Origin of the sequence: Aquisalimonas sp. 2447 (assembly GCF_012044895.1) — a bacterium.
GTDB lineage: Bacteria > Pseudomonadota > Gammaproteobacteria > Nitrococcales > Aquisalimonadaceae > Aquisalimonas.
Genome location: NZ_CP050695.1, coordinates 3,377,828 through 3,395,957, shown reverse-complemented (window position 1 = coordinate 3,395,957; position 18,130 = coordinate 3,377,828). Strand labels below are relative to the sequence as shown.

The window sequence follows — 18,130 nt, the reverse complement described above, 5'->3', positions numbered from 1 at the left end:
GCCCGTGCCGGAGCTGCTGTCGCTCCAGGAGTCCGGAGCCATGATTGTCGGCCTGGTCGCCAACATACGCCCGATAAAGCGTATTGAGGATCTCGTGGACGCTGTTGCTCTGCTTTCTTGCCAGGGTTTGGATGTTCATGCGGCCATCGTCGGGTCCGGAGATCCCGAGCCACTAAGGGATCGCGCGAGAGCTACGGGCGTCGGTGAGCGTGTCCACTTCCTCGGTGGACGGTCAGATGTGGCCGCATGTCTGCAGCACTTCCATGTAGGGGCCCTTTGCAGCGAATCGGAAGGATTCTCGAACACCCTGCTCGAGTATATGCGTGCCGGGCTTCCTGTCGTCTGCACCGATGCAGGCGGTAACCTCGAAGCAGTACGCCACGGTGAGACAGGATTCCTGTATCCTGTGGGCGATGTGGAGGCATTGAGTCAGGGCTTGGAGGCGATTTTGCTGCATAGGGAGAAGCGCTTACGCATGGGTGCGCTTGCCAGGGAAGAGGCCGTGGAGCGCTACTCCACGGAGGTCATGGTCAGCGCTCATATGGATCTTTATGGGCGTATCCTCAACGGCAAGTGACAGTCGATGACGTTTTCCCCTCTCGTCCGTATTGCCGGTCCATTCGGCCTCTATGAACTCGGCCGCCAACTCAGTGCCAGGCATCCGCGCATATTGATGTATCACAGGTTTTCTCATGACCCCCAAGAGCGCTGTGTCTCCCGTGGCGAGTTCGAACGCCAAGTGCGGCACTTGGCCAAGCACTACAATCCCGTGACGCTGGGCGATCTGCTCGCTCGGCTCAACGCAGGTGAGTCGGTTCCCAGGCACACGGTGGTGATTACTGTCGACGACGGTCATGCCGATTTCCACGATGTGGCTTGGCCAGTGCTAAAAGCCCACAAGGTGCCGGCGACCCTGTTTGTTGCGACCGGATTTATCGATGGAGAGCTGTGGCTATGGCCGGACCAGGTAACCTGGATCCTGTCCAGAGCAGATGAACTCCCCGAGACGCTTAACGTGGCCGGTGCGTCAATCGTTGCCACAGATCTTCAACAGGCGTGGTCGGCCTTGATCAACGTCCTACTCAGCATCCCGGATGATCAGAAGCACCGTGCCATCTTGGAATTGTCCGATATGCTTCAGGTGCCCCTCCCATCCGAGGCGCCAGATGGCTTCAAAAGTGTGACGTGGGATCAGCTTCGTCACATGCAGGATGAAGGGCTTGAAGTTGGAGGCCACACCCACACCCATCCATCAATGACGAAGGTGGATGAAGCCCGCTTGCCGCGGGAGACAGCCTACTGCCTCGAGCGCCTCAGCGCCGAGCTAGGCCCAAAACAGCGCCCTTTTTGCTACCCGAACGGTCAGCCGGATGACGTCGGTGCCACTGTACGCGACGCGGTAGCGAACGCAGGCTTCACCGGGGCTGTCGTGGCTTATGCCGATGGCGCGCGGCACGAAGACCCGTTTTACCTGAAGCGCCATGGGGGCTCGGACGACTGGGATCATTTCCGCAAAGTCGTGTCCGGGGTCGAGTGGCTGGGATGGCGGGTTCGGAGTAGAGGTATCGCGTGATGAGCGTGATCGCAAACGCCAACGCCAAAGGTGGCCAGGCGACGGAGCGTTTTCTCCAAGATAAGACGCTCCCCAGCGCGATCTTTTTTGTCTACTGTTACTTCATGGTCGATTATTTCGCGAGATTTGCGGCCAGAAACAGCTTATACGGGCAATTCCGACCGACGCTTGTCGTTTTCGCTATACTCGTCGTCGCTCTATTCTTTCAGTCGCACAAGGTTCGTGAACACTTCAAGGATCCTGCATTAAAGGCAGGCGTCGTACTTCTTATCTACCTGTTTCTGTCTTTCCCCTTGGTTGAGTGGCCTGGGAGTGTTCTTCGTCATCACTTGGATGATTTTATTCGTGCTTTTTGCTTTCTATTCTTTACGGCCTTGATTGTTGATACTGATAGGCGGCTAAAGATTTTCGTTTTCATTTTTGTGATCCTTCAGTTGTTCCGTTTTCTGGAGCCTCTTTATCTAAATTTGACAACCGGATATATGGGTGGGTCGACGTACATAGGCCAGGGGGATTTTGCCGGGCGTCTATCCGGATCTCCCGCTGATGTAATTAACCCGAACGGACTCGGCTTTGTTATCGCGACGTGCTTCGCTTTCTCTCATTTCCTCTTTTGGAGGAGTGGTAGTAAACTTCTTAAGATTCTCTATCTTGTCTTGCTTCCAGGGATGCTTTATGCGCTAGTCCTCACAGGTTCGCGCGGTGGATTTATCGCGTTCGTTGTGGTCTTCCTGGTTGTTTTCCTTATGAGCAAGCATAAGCTCTTTTTAGCGGTAGTTGCTGCCGTGGGAGTTGTATGGGGGTGGGGCCAACTCGATGACCTTCAGCGTGACCGCTATCTGTCGTTGGTAGGAGGTGGGGACGTTTATCAGGCTAGCGCTGATGGCCGAGTCGATGGGATGGTCAATGAGCTGCGACTCGGATTCAATCGCCCGGTTGTGGGGCATGGGTTGGGGACCACTCAGGAAGCCAAGGTTCATGCGTGGGGCGGGAGGGCCAATGCCGCCCATAACTTGTACGCGGAAGTGTTGATCGAAATCGGAATCATTGGGTTCTTGATATTTTTCTGGATGCTGTTCGAGTTTTATCGCAAGCTGCGTCGAAATATGAAGCGGTTTCGGGCGTTGCCGAAGGAAGAGGTTGAGCGCTCGTTGTTTCACTATCGACTCAACCAGGCGTTGCTGGCAGTCTTTGTTATGTATGCTGTTTATAGCATTAATTATTTTGGACTTTCCCAGGAATATTGGTATTTATTCGGAGGTATTTGTATCGCGTTTTCCAGGTCATTGGACCGTTGGTGGGAGAGTCTGGAAAATAATCAATCTCCTAAAGGTGCTTCGGAAGGCGGGCATACAGCATGAAGGTTCTCATGGCGGCCTGTAGTCCGGGGGGAGGGATTACAACGTTCTTCGGTTATGTGTACGGGAACGATGCATTTGCCGATATCGATGTTGTCTTGGCGGCTCCCGGAGAGGGTCTGAAAGGGTACCTTGCCGACAAGGCGAAGGCTGAGAGGTTTGAAGTCAGAACACTGTCGAAGGGTGCGGTTGAGGGTATACGGGACCTCCGGGCGCTGATCCGTGCGGAGAAGCCTGATCTTCTCCATTCTCACGGATTCCGGGCTGGAGTGCTCATGGAGTTGAGCCGGAAAGGACTGCGCAAGGTGCCCCACCTGATGACGGCTCACGATGTGTTTCTGTCAGCGCAGTTCCGGGGTTGGAAAGGGAGACTGACGCTGGGGGCGCTGAACCTTACCTACAGTCGCCTCGATGGTGTGCATGCCGTATCCGAGGATTGTGCGCGTAACTTCAAGGAATTCATTCCCCTGGTTGCCAGAAGAAAGGTCACGGCAATCCTGCATGGCATTGACGTGGAGCGGTTCAGAGACGCGGTCCCGGAAGACATTCGAGGTCGCCTGGGTCTCCCCGAAGATGCGAAGGTGATCGGGTTCTTCGGGCGGTTCATGGGGCAAAAGGGCTTCAGGACACTGGTCGATGCCATCGCCCTCCTCCGGCGAGAAGGCCGGCTCCCCGAGAATGCGTACGTGGTGACATTCGGCTGGGGCGGGTTCATACGTGAAGACTATGAGTACCTGCGGGAGCTCGGTCTAGGGGATGTATTCATCCAGCATCCCCACACGGATCATCCGGAGACCGCAATGGCTGCCGTGGATGTGGTGGCGATGCCGTCGCGCTGGGAGGCCTGCGGGCTACTCGGTATGGAAGCGCTGTCGGCCGGCGTTCCGATCGTGGGGGGCAATTGCATTGGATTGCGCGAGGTGCTGGCCGGATCGCCCGCGCCTCTGGTCGAACCAATGGATCATCGGGCGCTGGCCGACGTTCTGCTGGAACTGGTTGGGGATGGCGCCAAGGCGGCGTTTCAAGCCTACGCGCCGGAAGCCCACGAGCGCTTCGCCTTGGAGCGGCCTTGTACCGAGTTGCGGCGCCTGTATTCACGGGTCGCGGGGCAGGAATCCGCCTAATGGGGGGATTCGGCGGCGCGCTGTTAGGTGGCCCTCTCCCCGTCTGAAGTCTTCAACATCAGGGAATGCATCAATGTGCGGAATCGCTGGTTTTATACTCGGGGCGTCAGGTGATCGTGCCACGGACGCCAGGAGTAGCCTCGATTCCATGGGGCAGCGTCTCGTTCACCGTGGCCCCGACGCCGGAGACCTCTATTTCAGTGAGACGGATGGGGTCGGGCTCGTTCATCGCCGCCTTTCGATTCAGGACATCAGCCCCCTGGGCGCCCAGCCCATGGAGTCGGCATCCGGGCGGTACCTGATGGTCTTCAACGGCGAGATCTACAATTTCCGCACGCTACGGACTGAGTTGATTGGTACAGGTCACAGTTTCCGTGGCCACTCCGACACGGAGGTCATGCTCGCCGCCATGGAGCAGTATGGCGTGGAACAGGCGCTCGGGCAGTTCAAGGGAATGTTCGCCTTTGGCGTTTGGGATCGCGAGACGGGCAGGCTTTGGCTCGCCCGTGACCGGATGGGAGAGAAGCCGCTCTACTATGGCTGGTGGAACGGCCACTTCCTGTTCGGTTCCGAGCTGAAGGCCTTGCGGGCGTTTCCGGGGTACGCCCCCTCCGTGGACCGTAACGCCCTGTCTCTTCTGCTGCGGCACAACTACATCCCTTCGCCGTACACGGTGTATCAGGACACGCGAAAGCTTCCGCCCGCCCACTGCCTGGTCGTTGACGTCAATCAACCTGACGCGCCAATCGAGCCGGTCCCGTACTGGTCCCTTGCAGATTCGTTTTCTGGTCCGATGACCACGGACAAGGACACCGTCTTGGATGATCTGGAGCGTTGTCTCGGGGACGTGATCCAGGAGCAGATGGTCGCCGATGTCCCCCTGGGGGCCTTCCTGTCAGGCGGTATCGATTCGTCGGCCGTGGTTGCACTGATGCAGCAGCGTGCATCCAGGCCCGTGAAGACGTTCAGCATCGGATTCCGTGAAGAGGGTTACAACGAGGCGCAACATGCAGCCGCCGTGGCGGCGCATCTGGGCACGGAACACACCGAACTCTACGTGGATCCGGCGGATGCGCTGGATGTCATCCCGGATCTACCCACCATGTACGACGAGCCCTTCGCCGATTCCTCCCAGATTCCCACGTACCTCGTCAGTCGCATGACGCGGGGGCACGTCACTGTGGCGCTCTCCGGCGACGGCGGTGATGAACTCTTCGCCGGCTACGATCGCTACCCGGGAATGGCAAGGGCATGGCAGAAGCTTCACGAGCGGCCGGGCCTGCGAGCCGGTCTCGAGCGTGCCACCCTGGCCATGCCGGATGCCCTGGCGGGGCCAGTTGCGCGGGCAATGACGAAGCCTCAGCGCCTCCTCTCCAGGCAAGGCCTGGCGGACAAGCTGCGCCGGGAACGGGTGGTGCGCAATGCCCCGAGCCTCCAGGAGTTCTACCGGCAGCGTATCGGCTTCTGGACGGATCCGGCTCAGGTGGTGCTTGGTGGGGAGGAGCCGGCGTATGCGTTGACGGCGCCTTTGCCTGACAGTATCGCGAAGCTCTCCCCCGCCCAGCAGCTCATGTGGCTGGACATGAACAGCTATCTGCCGGATGACATCCTCACCAAGGTGGACCGGGCGGCCATGGCGGTGAGCCTGGAGACGCGCGTGCCGATGCTCGACCACCGGGTGGTAGAGTTCGCGCTTTCCTTGCCGGTGGAGTGGAACCTGGATGGCAAGGTGGGGAAGCAGGTGCTGCGCCAAATGCTGTATCGGCATGTTCCCCGGGAGCTCGTAGACCGGCCAAAGCAGGGGTTTGCCGTGCCCGTGGCCCGATGGTTGCGGCATGAGCTGCGGGATTGGGCCGAGGCATTGCTGGAACCGAACCGCCTTCGCCAGGAAGGCTATTTCCACGCGCCTACCGTGCGGCGCGTGTGGTCCGATCACCTGGCCCAACGCGCCGATTATAGTGCCCAGCTCTGGGGCGTGCTGAGCTTCCAGGCCTGGCTGGGTGAACAGCGGTCGGGCGCTTTCTCGTGAAACCGGTGCCGTACAGCGCCTTTCACCGGGATGAGGTCTTGAGCCTGGTGGGCAACCGTGGCGCGCGAGAGCTGTTGTGGAGCTGGCAGTTCGAGAGCAACCCGCGTGGTCACATGTTCGAGCCCGTGGTGATCAGCGACGGTGAGCGGGTGGCCGGGTTCAACGGGGTGATGCCTGTGCGGGTTCGCTTCCAGGGAGAGGAGAGGGATGCCTGCTGGAGTTGCGACTTCCACGTGCATCCGGCGTATCAGGGCGCCGGCGTCGGCCGGCGTGTGAAGGAAGAGCTCCACCGGCGGCACGATCTGCTGATGACCTTCGGGGTCAGCCCCGCGGCGCAGCGGGTGCTGCCCCGGTTGGGTTGGCAACCCAGTTACGAGGTGCGCCACTACCGGTTCGTGCGCCGGGCGCACTCCTGGCGGCAACAGGCGTTGCGGGCGTTGCAGACAGTCAATGCCTGGCGCTGGCGCCTGCTGGGGGGGCGGTCAGTGCGTGGCGGTCTGCTGACAGTAGAGGCGACGACCCAACTGCCACCGGCCTCGGAGCTGGACGGGCTCTGGCAGAAGGTGCAGCACGGCTATCCGAACATCGTTTGCCGAGACGCGGCCTACCTTCTCTGGCGTTATGTTGATTGCCCTGCGAATGGCTATCGGTTCCTCGTGGTAAGGGAGGCAGGTGCCCTGCGGGGGTTGGCGGTTTACCGTGAAGATCAGGAGACGACGCGTCTGGTTGATCTGGTGGCGGGTGCGGATGACCTGGAAGCCCGGGAACGGGTGGTGGATGCCTGGCTCGACATGTGCCCATTCTGCCGCGTGGCGCAGGTGGTCACCAGTGATCCGGGCCTCGGGCGTGTGCTGGAACGCCGTGGCTTCTTTCCGGGTAAGCGCGCAGCGCAGTTCTTCGTCCACTGTGACCAAACCGATGACCCCGCAACGGGTTGGTTTCTCATGGCCGGGGACTCGGATGGTGAGTTCCTGCAGGCCGGGCGGGACCACGTTGCCCGGGAAGGGGCAGAGGGCGAGGCCCCCCTCCAGGTGGCCAGGCTTACGGAAGACGAGATTCTCGGGGAGCCGGAGCGCTGGCACGATCTCCTGGAGCGTTCGGATGCGGATCGGCTGTTCATGGGCTGGGCCTGGCAGTCGAGCTGGTGGCGGACCTGGAACGTACCTCTGGGCTTGGAGCCCTGCCTGGTGGGCGTCTATTGCGGTCACGCCCTGGTCGGACTGGCTCCCCTGTATCGATACCGTCGCCGCGGCCCCTTTGGAAGAACGACGACGGAACTGCATGTAATCGGGAACGCGCCGCGGATCGCGCCCACGGTGCGTACGGAGTACAGCGATTTCGTTATCGACAGCGCTCAACAGGATGGTGTCCGAGAGGCGCTGGCCCGGGCATTGAAGGCCTTGCACTGGGACGTTCTCATCGTCTGCGACCATGTCGAGTCCGGTCATCTCGACCAGGTGGAGAAGGCGAGTCATGCCATGCGTTCGGTTCGTCAGGAGGACTGGGGCGTGGTTCTGGACACCACGGGATCGTTCCAGGCCTGGCTGAAGGAGCTGGGTCGCAATACCCGGCTCAAAGCGTATAACCGACGAACCTATCTAGAGAAACAGGGAAACGTTGCTTTGAGGCACGCCGAATCTTCCGAGGAAGCGCTTGGGCGGTTGAACGCGTTCCACATCACCCGATGGGGTAAGCCGGCGTTTTCAGGGCTTAGTCTGGAGTTTCACCGACTGTTCCTGCAGTGCCTTCCCGGGGATGCCGAACCAAGATGCTCGGAGCTATGGTTTAACAGGAGGTTGTGCTCGGTCTTGTATGACGTACGTGTCAGTGCACGCGTTTACAATCTCCAGGCGGGGTTCGATGAGTCTTTCGATCCGAAACTGTCACTGGGGACGCTTCACTTGGGCTACGCAATCGAAGGAGCTTTTCATGAGCCGGCGGTTACCGCGTATGATCTACTGGCTGGTGGAGGCAAGAAGACGTACTACAAGGGCCGATTTCGGGGGCACCCAGTGCCATTTCGGCAGTTGCATCTCGTTCGGAGCTCTCTTCTGAAGGCCGCCTATCGCTTTTACGACTGTCTGCCTGAGAAGGCAAGGCGGCCGATTCTTCGTTGGTCGGGTACAACCTAGATTCTCTGTCCGCTATAGCGGCTCAGCTGTACACCCGCGTAATTCATGAGGCTGCGTGAGGTCATGCTCACACGGTGCCAGATGGTGCCGCTGGGCAGGTTGATGGGGGACGCAGCGGTCAGGGTAGTGCCGAAGTGGCCTGACCGACCCCGCTCATTGGCCACATGAGCCGTTATGAGAGCCCGTTTCCCGAGATGCAGACGAGCCTGCCCGTCACCGGGGATTCCCAGTGGGGTGTTGTGGTTGTCGTCGGCAGCTTCGGTGCGTCGTCATGCGGCCAGTCGCCATCGGTGACGCCGCCCGAGGAGCTGGCGCCACAGTCGGGCGGCGCGGCGCTCCAGGATGACGTGCAACCGGCGTGCATGGCGCTGCACATGGGCTGCGGCCTTGAGCACACGCTCACGCAGCCGCCGCAGGCTCCAGCCTTGTCCCGTGGCCGCTTCCATCTGGGCGCGCAGCACGTGCAGCAGCTCATAGGCGAGCAGCCGCAGCGACAGCAGCGCCTGCGCCCGGGCAAAGACGTCCGCCTCGCTGGCGCGGCCCCGCGAAGTGCATGGCAGCGAGGTGCCGATGGTGTCCTTGAGCTCGCCCATGTGCCCCTCGGCCTTGCCACGGCGGCGGTACAGCGCCAGTACCTGCTCGCCGCTGTGGGTCGAGGCGGGCAGGTTGGTGACGATGTAGAAGCACCTGCGAAAGAGCTCCGCCGGGTGGTAAGCGCTCCGCGAACCCCACCTACTCAGCGGGTTTGAGCGCGTATAGGCTCTCGTCCTGATGCCACGGCAGCAGTCGGTCGATGGCCTCGCCGGTTGTCGCGCCCGGCAGGTTCTTTAACACCTCGAGCAGGTACGCGTAGGGCTCCAGGCCGTTGATCTTGGCCGTCTCGATGACGCTGTAGATCGTGGCACTGGCGTGCGCACCCCGCGGCGTCTGACTGAACAGCCAGTTTTTGCGCCCCACCACGAACGGCCGAATGGCGTTCTCCGCGGGGTTGTTGTCCAGCGGGATGCGGCCATCCTCCAGGAAGCGGATGAGCCGGGGCCATTGGCTGTTGAGGTAGTGCACGGCCTTGCCGATGGCGCTCTTCGGCGGCACCTTCTCCAGGGACTGGTCAAGCCACTGGCGCAGATCCTCGATCAGCGGCCGGCTGTGCGTGGCGCGCAGGCGTTCACGCTTCTCAACGGGCAGGCCCTGGGCTTCGCGCTCCACCCGGTAGAGCTTGCCGATGGACGCCAGCGCCCGGTCGGCCTTGCCGGTCTTGCCCTTGGGCTGGACCTTCTGGGCCTCTTTGAACTTGCGGCGCGCATGCGCCCAGCACCCGGCATGGGTGATGGCATTATCGCGCACGACCTGGGCATAGCCCTCGTAGCCGTCGGTGAGCAGGATACCACCATAGTCATCCAGCAGGCGCCGCGGGACCTGGCCCGAGCGGCTGGGATCGTAGTCGAACAGCACCACCTCGGCTCCGGGCGGCCCGCCGCGTTGGACCCACATGTACGAGGTGCTGGAGGCGGCCCGCCCGGGCTCGGTGTTCACCTGCACGGTGGTCTCATCCATGTGGATGAGCTCCGCACTGTGCAAATGGGCGCGCATGCGCTCGGCCAGTGGCGCGAGCAACGCACCCAGGTCCACCATCCAGCGGGCGAGCGTGTTCCGTGGCAGCTCCAGGCCCAGTCGTTTGAAGACCTGCTCCTGGCGGTACAGCGGCAGCGCGTCCTGGTACTTGGCGGTGGCGATATAGGCAAGCAGTCCGGGGCTCGCGTTGCTCTTCGGCAGCGGCTGCGGCGGCAGATCGGCGATCTGGACACCGTCCTCGCAGGCCCGGCAGGCGTACTTGATGCGCACATGGCGCAGCACCTGGATCTGGGCCGGGATGATGTCGAGCTGCTCGGTGACCTCTTCGCCGATGCGGGTGAGCGCACCGCAGCCGCAGGCACACTGCTGTTCGTCCTCGGGGAGATCGTGGACGATGTCCACGCGAGGCAGCTCCGGCGGCAGTGGGGCGCGCCCACCCCGGCGACGCTTGCCGCCACTGGGGGCCGGCTGGTTTTCCTCTTCCGCCTCGGCAGTCTCACCTGACTCGGCGGGCTCTTCCACCAGGCTCTCGGCCTCGTCGAAGAACAGGTCCTGCTGCTTGATGCTGTACTTCTCGGTGGAGGGGCCGAAGCGGTTGTCCAGCAGCAGCCGGATTTGCTCGAACAGCGAGCGCTTCTCTGCCGCCCACGCGGCCTCCTTCTCGGCGAGTTGGGCCTGGAGGCGTTCGACCAGAGCGCGCTGCTCATCGAGCTCGCGCTGGAGATCGGAACTGGATGGCAACGTGTTGGTATCGGCCCGTTTCATGTGGGTAATTGTACCAAAACGCCACCGGTGCGGCGAGCAAAAATTTCATCCAACCGACTGAAAATGCAACGCTTTGTGCGGCTGCATACGGGTGATGTCGATGCCGTCGAGCAACCAGTTGAGCTCCTGGCCCGAGAGCGTGAGCCGCTCCCGCTCACCGCAAGCCGGCCACTTGAACCGCTCCTGCTCGAGGCGTTTGTACCAGACCACAAAGCCGTTGCGCTCCCAGAACAGGATCTTCACCTTATCCCGCGCCCGGTTGCAGAACACGAACACCGCCGCGGTGAACGGATCGCACGCCATGACCTCCTGGACGAGCAGCGACAAACCGTCAATCGACTTGCGCATGTCCACGGGCTCGCGGCACAGATACACCGCCACATCCGTCCCGGGCCGGATCATGCCACCACCTCCACGGCCACGAACCGTGCGGGACGGTGACGCTCCGGAACCGGAACTCCGGCCTCATGCAGCCGGCGCTCCCAGTCCATCAACTCGGCGAGCGAGACATCCTGGCGCCGCGCATACTCACTCAGCGACAACCCCAAGGCATGGGCGTGATACAAATGACCCAGCCAGCGGGCGCGTACCGGGGATAACCACATGCTCCAAGCCTCCCATCAATCTGGAAGGCTCAGTGTCGCGGAACTGGAATCGACTCAACAGATGGGGTTCGTGGAGCGCTTACGCCGGGTGCTCCTGGATGACCATGACCACCCGGCGCTTGCGCTGCCAGCTCTCGGCGCCGTAGACCGTCTCCTCGGTCCACTCCCGCGGCCGCTCGGCCGGACGCCCAGGGCCACGCCGGCGGTGCGGGTCGAAGTGGCGGTCCAGCGCGGCGTTATCGCGCAGCCGCCCCAGGTAGCCGATCCCCGCCTGGTCCAGCGCCTCGAGTGTGGCGCCATCGGTGAACCCGGCATCGAGCCGGCAGCGCACCTGCCGGGCCAGGCCGCGCTCGCTCAGGGTGGCGACAAGCTGCGGGATCCACGCTGCGGCCTGCGCGCCAGGGGCGGCGTTGCCGGGGCGCAGCAGCCCGGCGAGCATGTCGCCCGTCTCGGCACAGGAGGCGATCAGCGGGTAGTGGATCCGGTCACCGACATGGCCGTTGTGGTCACTGCCCGGCTGTTCACCGTGGGCAGTGAGCGGCAGACCGTCGACATCGACGGTCATCACCGGCGCCGGCGGTGCACCGGCAGCGGCCCGCCGCCGCGAGGCAAGCTCCAGCGCCGCGGTATCGATCACCGCCTGGTTGGCGGGCTGCGCGAGCAAGTCCAAAAACCGCGAGAACGTCGACTGCGAGGCAAGGGTCTTGCCAGCGGCACCCACACCGCGCCTGTCGCTGCCGGCGAGCGCGAGCAAGGGGTCGTCGCGCAACCTTTGCGCGTCACTCTGATCACCCCAGCCCTGGGCGATCATGGCAACGGCTTCGCGCAGCAGCTCCGGGAGTGAATGCACGACACGCTCCGGGCAGCGCGGGTCGTGCAGCCGCCCGACGAGGTGGTCAATGAGGCCGGTGTCATCGAGGACTTCGCGCAACAGCAGGAAACCGGCATCGCCACTGAGACGCTCCGAGCGCGTCTCCACCCGCACGGAGCCATTGAACGACGGCTCGAACAGCGATAGCGTTTCACCCATGGCGCAGCGTCCCCTCTCTTGATCAATGTCGTCACAACACTGATTTTGAAGGGATTACGGCGCTGCGTCATCCTTTTCTTACCCTGCTGGTGAATTATCCGGGGTACATGCATAAGGACGGTAAACCATGAAGTCGCGTCCGTTGGTTAGCGTCGTGACACCGACATACAACCGCGCGGACTACCTGCGCATAGCAATTGATTCGGTGCTCGCTCAGACGTATCCGCACTTCGAGCATCTGGTCATCGACGACGGTTCCGAAGATTCCACGCCGAGGCTAATGGACGAATACGGTGATGAGCGCGTTCGCTATTTCCGTCAGGAGAATCAGGGCCAGAGCGTTGCACGTAACGTGGGCATCGAGCAGAGCCGTGGCGACTATATCTGTTTTCTTGATTCTGACAACGCATGGGTTCCGGAGAAGCTCCAACAACAGATCGAGGCCTTCGAGAGTTACCCCGACGTGGGAGTGGTTTACGGAGACAACATTTTCATTGATGCCTGGGGTAACGATCTGGGTGGCCGGAACATGCTGCGATTCAGTGGCCGAATCACCGAAGCCCTGCTGGGGGACAACTTCGTAAGCATGAATACTACGATGAGCCGGGCGGACGTACTCCGCGAGGCTGGAGGATTCGACCCGGCGGATCGTTATGCGGAAGACTACGGCCTGTGGTTACGGGTGTCACTGCACGAGTCGTTCCTGTATCTCCCGAGGCTCTGGGCCTATTACCGGATCATGGAGAACCAGATTTCCAGTGACAAGCTGACCCGTCTGGATGCGAATGAGGATCTTGTGCGCAGTTTTGTCGAGGAGCACGCGCATGAGCTCGACCCCAACGAGCTGTGCACTGCAATGGCGCGGTTTTATGGGCGCAAGGGCCGTGTCGAAGCCAACGGAGGCCGGGGCTACGGCGCGATCCGTTCAGGACTGCGGGCCGTCGCCTACGCGCCGACGCGCCTGAATGCCTGGCGTTCTCTACTACGTATTCTGGTGGACGCGCCGCGAGGGGCTGCCAGGTGATGCAGTCAAGGATCGCGCATAGTGACAATTCGCGCAGTATGCAGTGAGTCCTCCTCTGTATAGCTGCTGCCTTGTCGGCTGCAGGAAGGGACCATGTGCCTGGGAACGCTGAATCGCTTGACGGGACTCATTCCATGACAGCGGCTCCACTCATCAGCATCGTGACGCCGACCTTCAACCGGGCCGGCTATCTGCCGGTCGCCATCGATAGCGTACTGGCGCAGACCTTCCCGAACCTCGAGTATCTGATCGTGGATGATGGCTCCACGGATAACACCTCCGATGTCGTCAATTCGTATGATGATGAGCGCATCCGGTACTTTCGCCAGGAGAACCAGGGGCAGAGCGTTGCGCGGAACGTTGGTATCGAGAACAGCCGCGGCGAATTCGTATGCTTCCTGGACTCCGACGACGCCTGGGTTCCGGAAAAGCTGCAACAGCAGCTTGAAGCGTTTAGGGCACATCCCGAAGCGGGAGTCGTCTACGGTGATTACATTTTCATCGATGCCGAGGGCGATACGCTGTCCATGCGCAATATGGGGAGGCGGAGTGGCTGGATCACCGAAGCCCGTAAGCGCTCCGCGAACCCCACCTACTCAGCGGGTTTGAGCGCGTATAGGCTCTCGTCCTGATGCCACGGCAGCAGTCGGTCGATGGCCTCGCCGGTTGTCGCGCCCGGCAGGTTCTTTAACACCTCGAGCAGGTACGCGTAGGGCTCCAGGCCGTTGATCTTGGCCGTCTCGATGACGCTGTAGATCGTGGCACTGGCGTGCGCACCCCGCGGCGTCTGACTGAACAGCCAGTTTTTGCGCCCCACCACGAACGGCCGAATGGCGTTCTCCGCGGGGTTGTTGTCCAGCGGGATGCGGCCATCCTCCAGGAAGCGGATGAGCCGGGGCCATTGGCTGTTGAGGTAGTGCACGGCCTTGCCGATGGCGCTCTTCGGCGGCACCTTCTCCAGGGACTGGTCAAGCCACTGGCGCAGATCCTCGATCAGCGGCCGGCTGTGCGTGGCGCGCAGGCGTTCACGCTTCTCAACGGGCAGGCCCTGGGCTTCGCGCTCCACCCGGTAGAGCTTGCCGATGGACGCCAGCGCCCGGTCGGCCTTGCCGGTCTTGCCCTTGGGCTGGACCTTCTGGGCCTCTTTGAACTTGCGGCGCGCATGCGCCCAGCACCCGGCATGGGTGATGGCATTATCGCGCACGACCTGGGCATAGCCCTCGTAGCCGTCGGTGAGCAGGATACCACCATAGTCATCCAGCAGGCGCCGCGGGACCTGGCCCGAGCGGCTGGGATCGTAGTCGAACAGCACCACCTCGGCTCCGGGCGGCCCGCCGCGTTGGACCCACATGTACGAGGTGCTGGAGGCGGCCCGCCCGGGCTCGGTGTTCACCTGCACGGTGGTCTCATCCATGTGGATGAGCTCCGCACTGTGCAAATGGGCGCGCATGCGCTCGGCCAGTGGCGCGAGCAACGCACCCAGGTCCACCATCCAGCGGGCGAGCGTGTTCCGTGGCAGCTCCAGGCCCAGTCGTTTGAAGACCTGCTCCTGGCGGTACAGCGGCAGCGCGTCCTGGTACTTGGCGGTGGCGATATAGGCAAGCAGTCCGGGGCTCGCGTTGCTCTTCGGCAGCGGCTGCGGCGGCAGATCGGCGATCTGGACACCGTCCTCGCAGGCCCGGCAGGCGTACTTGATGCGCACATGGCGCAGCACCTGGATCTGGGCCGGGATGATGTCGAGCTGCTCGGTGACCTCTTCGCCGATGCGGGTGAGCGCACCGCAGCCGCAGGCACACTGCTGTTCGTCCTCGGGGAGATCGTGGACGATGTCCACGCGAGGCAGCTCCGGCGGCAGTGGGGCGCGCCCACCCCGGCGACGCTTGCCGCCACTGGGGGCCGGCTGGTTTTCCTCTTCCGCCTCGGCAGTCTCACCTGACTCGGCGGGCTCTTCCACCAGGCTCTCGGCCTCGTCGAAGAACAGGTCCTGCTGCTTGATGCTGTACTTCTCGGTGGAGGGGCCGAAGCGGTTGTCCAGCAGCAGCCGGATTTGCTCGAACAGCGAGCGCTTCTCTGCCGCCCACGCGGCCTCCTTCTCGGCGAGTTGGGCCTGGAGGCGTTCGACCAGAGCGCGCTGCTCATCGAGCTCGCGCTGGAGATCGGAACTGGATGGCAACGTGTTGGTATCGGCCCGTTTCATGTGGGTAATTGTACCAAAACGCCACCGGTGCGGCGAGCAAAAATTTCATCCAACCGACTGAAAATGCAACGCTTTGTGCGGCTGCATACGGGTGATGTCGATGCCGTCGAGCAACCAGTTGAGCTCCTGGCCCGAGAGCGTGAGCCGCTCCCGCTCACCGCAAGCCGGCCACTTGAACCGCTCCTGCTCGAGGCGTTTGTACCAGACCACAAAGCCGTTGCGCTCCCAGAACAGGATCTTCACCTTATCCCGCGCCCGGTTGCAGAACACGAACACCGCCGCGGTGAACGGATCGCACGCCATGACCTCCTGGACGAGCAGCGACAAACCGTCAATCGACTTGCGCATGTCCACGGGCTCGCGGCACAGATACACCGCCACATCCGTCCCGGGCCGGATCATGCCACCACCTCCACGGCCACGAACCGTGCGGGACGGTGACGCTCCGGAACCGGAACTCCGGCCTCATGCAGCCGGCGCTCCCAGTCCATCAACTCGGCGAGCGAGACATCCTGGCGCCGCGCATACTCACTCAGCGACAACCCCAAGGCATGGGCGTGATACAAATGACCCAGCCAGCGGGCGCGTACCGGGGATAACCACATGCTCCAAGCCTCCCATCAATCTGGAAGGCTCAGTGTCGCGGAACTGGAATCGACTCAACAGATGGGGTTCGTGGAGCGCTTACGAAAATCAGATCTCCAGGGATAAGCTGACCCGCCTAGATCCCGCGTAATTCATGAGGCTGCGTGAGGTCATGCTCACACGGTGCCAGATGGTGCCGCTGGGCAGGTTGATGGGGGACGCAGCGGTCAGGGTAGTGCCGAAGTGGCCTGACCGACCCCGCTCATTGGCCACATGAGCCGTTATGAGAGCCCGTTTCCCGAGATGCAGACGAGCCTGCCCGTCACCGGGGATTCCCAGTGGGGTGTTGTGGTTGTCGTCGGCAGCTTCGGTGCGTCGTCATGCGGCCAGTCGCCATCGGTGACGCCGCCCGAGGAGCTGGCGCCACAGTCGGGCGGCGCGGCGCTCCAGGATGACGTGCAACCGGCGTGCATGGCGCTGCACATGGGCTGCGGCCTTGAGCACACGCTCACGCAGCCGCCGCAGGCTCCAGCCTTGTCCCGTGGCCGCTTCCATCTGGGCGCGCAGCACGTGCAGCAGCTCATAGGCGAGCAGCCGCAGCGACAGCAGCGCCTGCGCCCGGGCAAAGACGTCCGCCTCGCTGGCGCGGCCCCGCGAAGTGCATGGCAGCGAGGTGCCGATGGTGTCCTTGAGCTCGCCCATGTGCCCCTCGGCCTTGCCACGGCGGCGGTACAGCGCCAGTACCTGCTCGCCGCTGTGGGTCGAGGCGGGCAGGTTGGTGACGATGTAGAAGCACCTGCGAAAGAGCTCCGCCGGGTGCTCCTGGATGACCATGACCACCCGGCGCTTGCGCTGCCAGCTCTCGGCGCCGTAGACCGTCTCCTCGGTCCACTCCCGCGGCCGCTCGGCCGGACGCCCAGGGCCACGCCGGCGGTGCGGGTCGAAGTGGCGGTCCAGCGCGGCGTTATCGCGCAGCCGCCCCAGGTAGCCGATCCCCGCCTGGTCCAGCGCCTCGAGTGTGGCGCCATCGGTGAACCCGGCATCGAGCCGGCAGCGCACCTGCCGGGCCAGGCCGCGCTCGCTCAGGGTGGCGACAAGCTGCGGGATCCACGCTGCGGCCTGCGCGCCAGGGGCGGCGTTGCCGGGGCGCAGCAGCCCGGCGAGCATGTCGCCCGTCTCGGCACAGGAGGCGATCAGCGGGTAGTGGATCCGGTCACCGACATGGCCGTTGTGGTCACTGCCCGGCTGTTCACCGTGGGCAGTGAGCGGCAGACCGTCGACATCGACGGTCATCACCGGCGCCGGCGGTGCACCGGCAGCGGCCCGCCGCCGCGAGGCAAGCTCCAGCGCCGCGGTATCGATCACCGCCTGGTTGGCGGGCTGCGCGAGCAAGTCCAAAAACCGCGAGAACGTCGACTGCGAGGCAAGGGTCTTGCCAGCGGCACCCACACCGCGCCTGTCGCTGCCGGCGAGCGCGAGCAAGGGGTCGTCGCGCAACCTTTGCGCGTCACTCTGATCACCCCAGCCCTGGGCGATCATGGCAACGGCTTCGCGCAGCAGCTCCGGGAGTGAATGCACGACACGCTCCGGGCAGCGCGGGTCGTGCAGCCGCCCGACGAGGTGGTCAATGAGGCCGGTGTCATCGAGGACTTCGCGCAACAGCAGGAAACCGGCATCGCCACTGAGACGCTCCGAGCGCGTCTCCACCCGCACGGAGCCATTGAACGACGGCTCGAACAGCGATAGCGTTTCACCCATGGCGCAGCGTCCCCTCTCTTGATCAATGTCGTCACAACACTGATTTTGAAGGGATTACGGCGCTGCGTCATCCTTTTCTTACCCTGCTGGTGAATTATCCGGGTAGATGCGAACGAGGCCTTGGTTCACTCTTTTGTCCGCGAACACGCCGATCAGCTCGATGCCCGGCAGGTACGGGACGCGCTTTCTCGCTTGTACGGGCGCAAGGGGCGCCATGAGGCCAGCGGTGGCCGACCCAAGGCCGCACTCGTTTCAGGTTTCCGCGCCGTGCGCTATGCTCCGGAACGAATGGGGGCATGGCGGTCAGGGTTGCGCATTCTGGTTGATCTGGTCCGGTAGCATGCCGAACGTGCCAAGTGTTCTGAGGGGCAAGGTCTG

General features: G+C 62.8%; 17 protein-coding genes. 8 read left to right on the top strand and 9 right to left on the bottom strand.

What is annotated here, in order from left to right; all coding sequences use genetic code 11:
- Positions 1-40: 40 nt before the first annotated feature.
- The 6 genes from KU884_RS19055 (at position 41) to KU884_RS16055 (ending at position 8,216) form a co-directional block, all read left to right on the top strand.
- Complete coding sequence (locus KU884_RS19055) at positions 41-577, top strand: glycosyltransferase (RefSeq protein ID WP_254432084.1); 537 nt, start codon at positions 41-43, stop codon at positions 575-577.
- A 6-nt stretch (positions 578-583) separates the two neighbouring features.
- Positions 584-1,573 carry a polysaccharide deacetylase family protein gene (locus KU884_RS16075; RefSeq protein ID WP_167783563.1) on the top strand — a complete coding sequence of 330 codons (990 nt, stop codon included), beginning with the start codon at positions 584-586 and terminating at the stop codon, positions 1,571-1,573.
- The gene (locus KU884_RS16070; protein ID WP_167783562.1) at positions 1,573-2,934 is read left to right on the top strand and encodes an O-antigen ligase; all 1,362 of its coding nucleotides are present in this window, start codon (positions 1,573-1,575) and stop codon (positions 2,932-2,934) included. Before KU884_RS16075 ends, KU884_RS16070 begins: the two co-directional genes overlap by 1 nt.
- On the top strand, positions 2,931-4,055 hold the full coding sequence (locus tag KU884_RS16065; protein WP_167783561.1) for a glycosyltransferase family 4 protein: 1,125 nt from the start codon (positions 2,931-2,933) through the stop codon (positions 4,053-4,055). The genes KU884_RS16070 and KU884_RS16065 overlap by 4 nt, the downstream gene beginning before the upstream one ends.
- A gap of 73 nt (positions 4,056-4,128) precedes the next feature.
- Entirely contained in the window at positions 4,129-6,084 is a 1,956-nt protein-coding gene (asnB, locus tag KU884_RS16060; protein ID WP_167783560.1) for an asparagine synthase (glutamine-hydrolyzing), read from the top strand.
- Complete coding sequence (locus KU884_RS16055) at positions 6,081-8,216, top strand: GNAT family N-acetyltransferase (RefSeq protein ID WP_217351387.1); 2,136 nt, start codon at positions 6,081-6,083, stop codon at positions 8,214-8,216. The genes asnB and KU884_RS16055 overlap by 4 nt, the downstream gene beginning before the upstream one ends.
- A 269-nt stretch (positions 8,217-8,485) precedes the next feature.
- Here KU884_RS16055 and KU884_RS16050 read toward each other — a convergent pair whose 3' ends face one another.
- From KU884_RS16050 to KU884_RS16030, 5 genes are all read right to left on the bottom strand, one after another.
- On the bottom strand, positions 8,486-8,881 hold the full coding sequence (locus KU884_RS16050; RefSeq protein WP_371807964.1) for a transposase: 396 nt from the start codon (positions 8,879-8,881) through the stop codon (positions 8,486-8,488).
- A 67-nt stretch (positions 8,882-8,948) separates the two neighbouring features.
- Entirely contained in the window at positions 8,949-10,553 is a 1,605-nt protein-coding gene (locus KU884_RS16045; protein WP_254432083.1) for an IS66 family transposase, read from the bottom strand.
- Between the two features lie 45 nt (positions 10,554-10,598).
- On the bottom strand, positions 10,599-10,955 hold the full coding sequence (gene tnpB / locus KU884_RS16040; protein ID WP_167780921.1) for an IS66 family insertion sequence element accessory protein TnpB: 357 nt from the start codon (positions 10,953-10,955) through the stop codon (positions 10,599-10,601).
- A complete protein-coding gene (locus KU884_RS16035) occupies positions 10,952-11,158 on the bottom strand; it encodes a hypothetical protein (RefSeq protein WP_167780922.1) in 207 nt (68 codons plus the stop codon). The genes tnpB (KU884_RS16040) and KU884_RS16035 overlap by 4 nt, the downstream gene beginning before the upstream one ends.
- Before the next feature lie 79 nt (positions 11,159-11,237).
- Positions 11,238-12,188 (bottom strand): IS1380 family transposase, encoded by a 951-nt coding sequence (locus tag KU884_RS16030; protein WP_167783559.1) that lies wholly within the window; start codon positions 12,186-12,188, stop codon positions 11,238-11,240.
- 127 nt (positions 12,189-12,315) lie between these two features.
- Here KU884_RS16030 and KU884_RS16025 point away from each other — a divergent pair, with 127 nt between their 5' ends.
- Together KU884_RS16025 and KU884_RS16020 are read left to right on the top strand one after the other, a co-directional pair.
- Complete coding sequence (locus KU884_RS16025; protein ID WP_167783558.1) at positions 12,316-13,212, top strand: glycosyltransferase; 897 nt, start codon at positions 12,316-12,318, stop codon at positions 13,210-13,212.
- A 134-nt stretch (positions 13,213-13,346) separates the two neighbouring features.
- Entirely contained in the window at positions 13,347-13,844 is a 498-nt protein-coding gene (locus tag KU884_RS16020; protein WP_167783557.1) for a glycosyltransferase family A protein, read from the top strand.
- On the opposite strand, the gene KU884_RS16015 is transcribed toward KU884_RS16020, so the two are convergent.
- From KU884_RS16015 to KU884_RS16000, 4 genes are all read right to left on the bottom strand, one after another.
- Positions 13,805-15,409, bottom strand: a complete 1,605-nt coding sequence (locus KU884_RS16015; RefSeq protein WP_254432083.1) for an IS66 family transposase — start codon at positions 15,407-15,409, stop codon at positions 13,805-13,807. The genes KU884_RS16020 and KU884_RS16015 overlap by 40 nt on opposite strands.
- Positions 15,410-15,454: 45 nt before the next feature.
- A complete protein-coding gene (gene tnpB, locus KU884_RS16010; RefSeq protein WP_167780921.1) occupies positions 15,455-15,811 on the bottom strand; it encodes an IS66 family insertion sequence element accessory protein TnpB in 357 nt (118 codons plus the stop codon).
- Positions 15,808-16,014: a hypothetical protein gene (locus KU884_RS16005; protein WP_167780922.1), complete on the bottom strand. Its 207-nt coding sequence runs from the start codon at positions 16,012-16,014 to the stop codon at positions 15,808-15,810. The genes tnpB (KU884_RS16010) and KU884_RS16005 overlap by 4 nt, the downstream gene beginning before the upstream one ends.
- Before the next feature lie 358 nt (positions 16,015-16,372).
- The gene (locus KU884_RS16000; protein WP_167783556.1) at positions 16,373-17,752 is read right to left on the bottom strand and encodes an IS1380 family transposase; all 1,380 of its coding nucleotides are present in this window, start codon (positions 17,750-17,752) and stop codon (positions 16,373-16,375) included.
- Positions 17,753-18,130 lie beyond the last annotated feature (378 nt).

Coding starts and splice junctions, on each gene's coding strand:
- KU884_RS19055 (WP_254432084.1), top strand. CDS start 41: ATGATTGTCGGCCTGGTCGCCAACATACGCCCGATAAAGCGTATTGAG.
- KU884_RS16075 (WP_167783563.1), top strand. CDS start 584: ATGACGTTTTCCCCTCTCGTCCGTATTGCCGGTCCATTCGGCCTCTAT.
- KU884_RS16070 (WP_167783562.1), top strand. CDS start 1,573: ATGAGCGTGATCGCAAACGCCAACGCCAAAGGTGGCCAGGCGACGGAG.
- KU884_RS16065 (WP_167783561.1), top strand. CDS start 2,931: ATGAAGGTTCTCATGGCGGCCTGTAGTCCGGGGGGAGGGATTACAACG.
- asnB (WP_167783560.1), top strand. CDS start 4,129: ATGTGCGGAATCGCTGGTTTTATACTCGGGGCGTCAGGTGATCGTGCC.
- KU884_RS16045 (WP_254432083.1), bottom strand. CDS start 10,553: ATGAAACGGGCCGATACCAACACGTTGCCATCCAGTTCCGATCTCCAG.
- tnpB (WP_167780921.1), bottom strand. CDS start 10,955: ATGATCCGGCCCGGGACGGATGTGGCGGTGTATCTGTGCCGCGAGCCC.
- KU884_RS16035 (WP_167780922.1), bottom strand. CDS start 11,158: ATGTGGTTATCCCCGGTACGCGCCCGCTGGCTGGGTCATTTGTATCAC.
- KU884_RS16030 (WP_167783559.1), bottom strand. CDS start 12,188: ATGGGTGAAACGCTATCGCTGTTCGAGCCGTCGTTCAATGGCTCCGTG.
- KU884_RS16025 (WP_167783558.1), top strand. CDS start 12,316: ATGAAGTCGCGTCCGTTGGTTAGCGTCGTGACACCGACATACAACCGC.
- KU884_RS16020 (WP_167783557.1), top strand. CDS start 13,347: ATGACAGCGGCTCCACTCATCAGCATCGTGACGCCGACCTTCAACCGG.
- KU884_RS16015 (WP_254432083.1), bottom strand. CDS start 15,409: ATGAAACGGGCCGATACCAACACGTTGCCATCCAGTTCCGATCTCCAG.
- tnpB (WP_167780921.1), bottom strand. CDS start 15,811: ATGATCCGGCCCGGGACGGATGTGGCGGTGTATCTGTGCCGCGAGCCC.
- KU884_RS16005 (WP_167780922.1), bottom strand. CDS start 16,014: ATGTGGTTATCCCCGGTACGCGCCCGCTGGCTGGGTCATTTGTATCAC.
- KU884_RS16000 (WP_167783556.1), bottom strand. CDS start 17,752: ATGGGTGAAACGCTATCGCTGTTCGAGCCGTCGTTCAATGGCTCCGTG.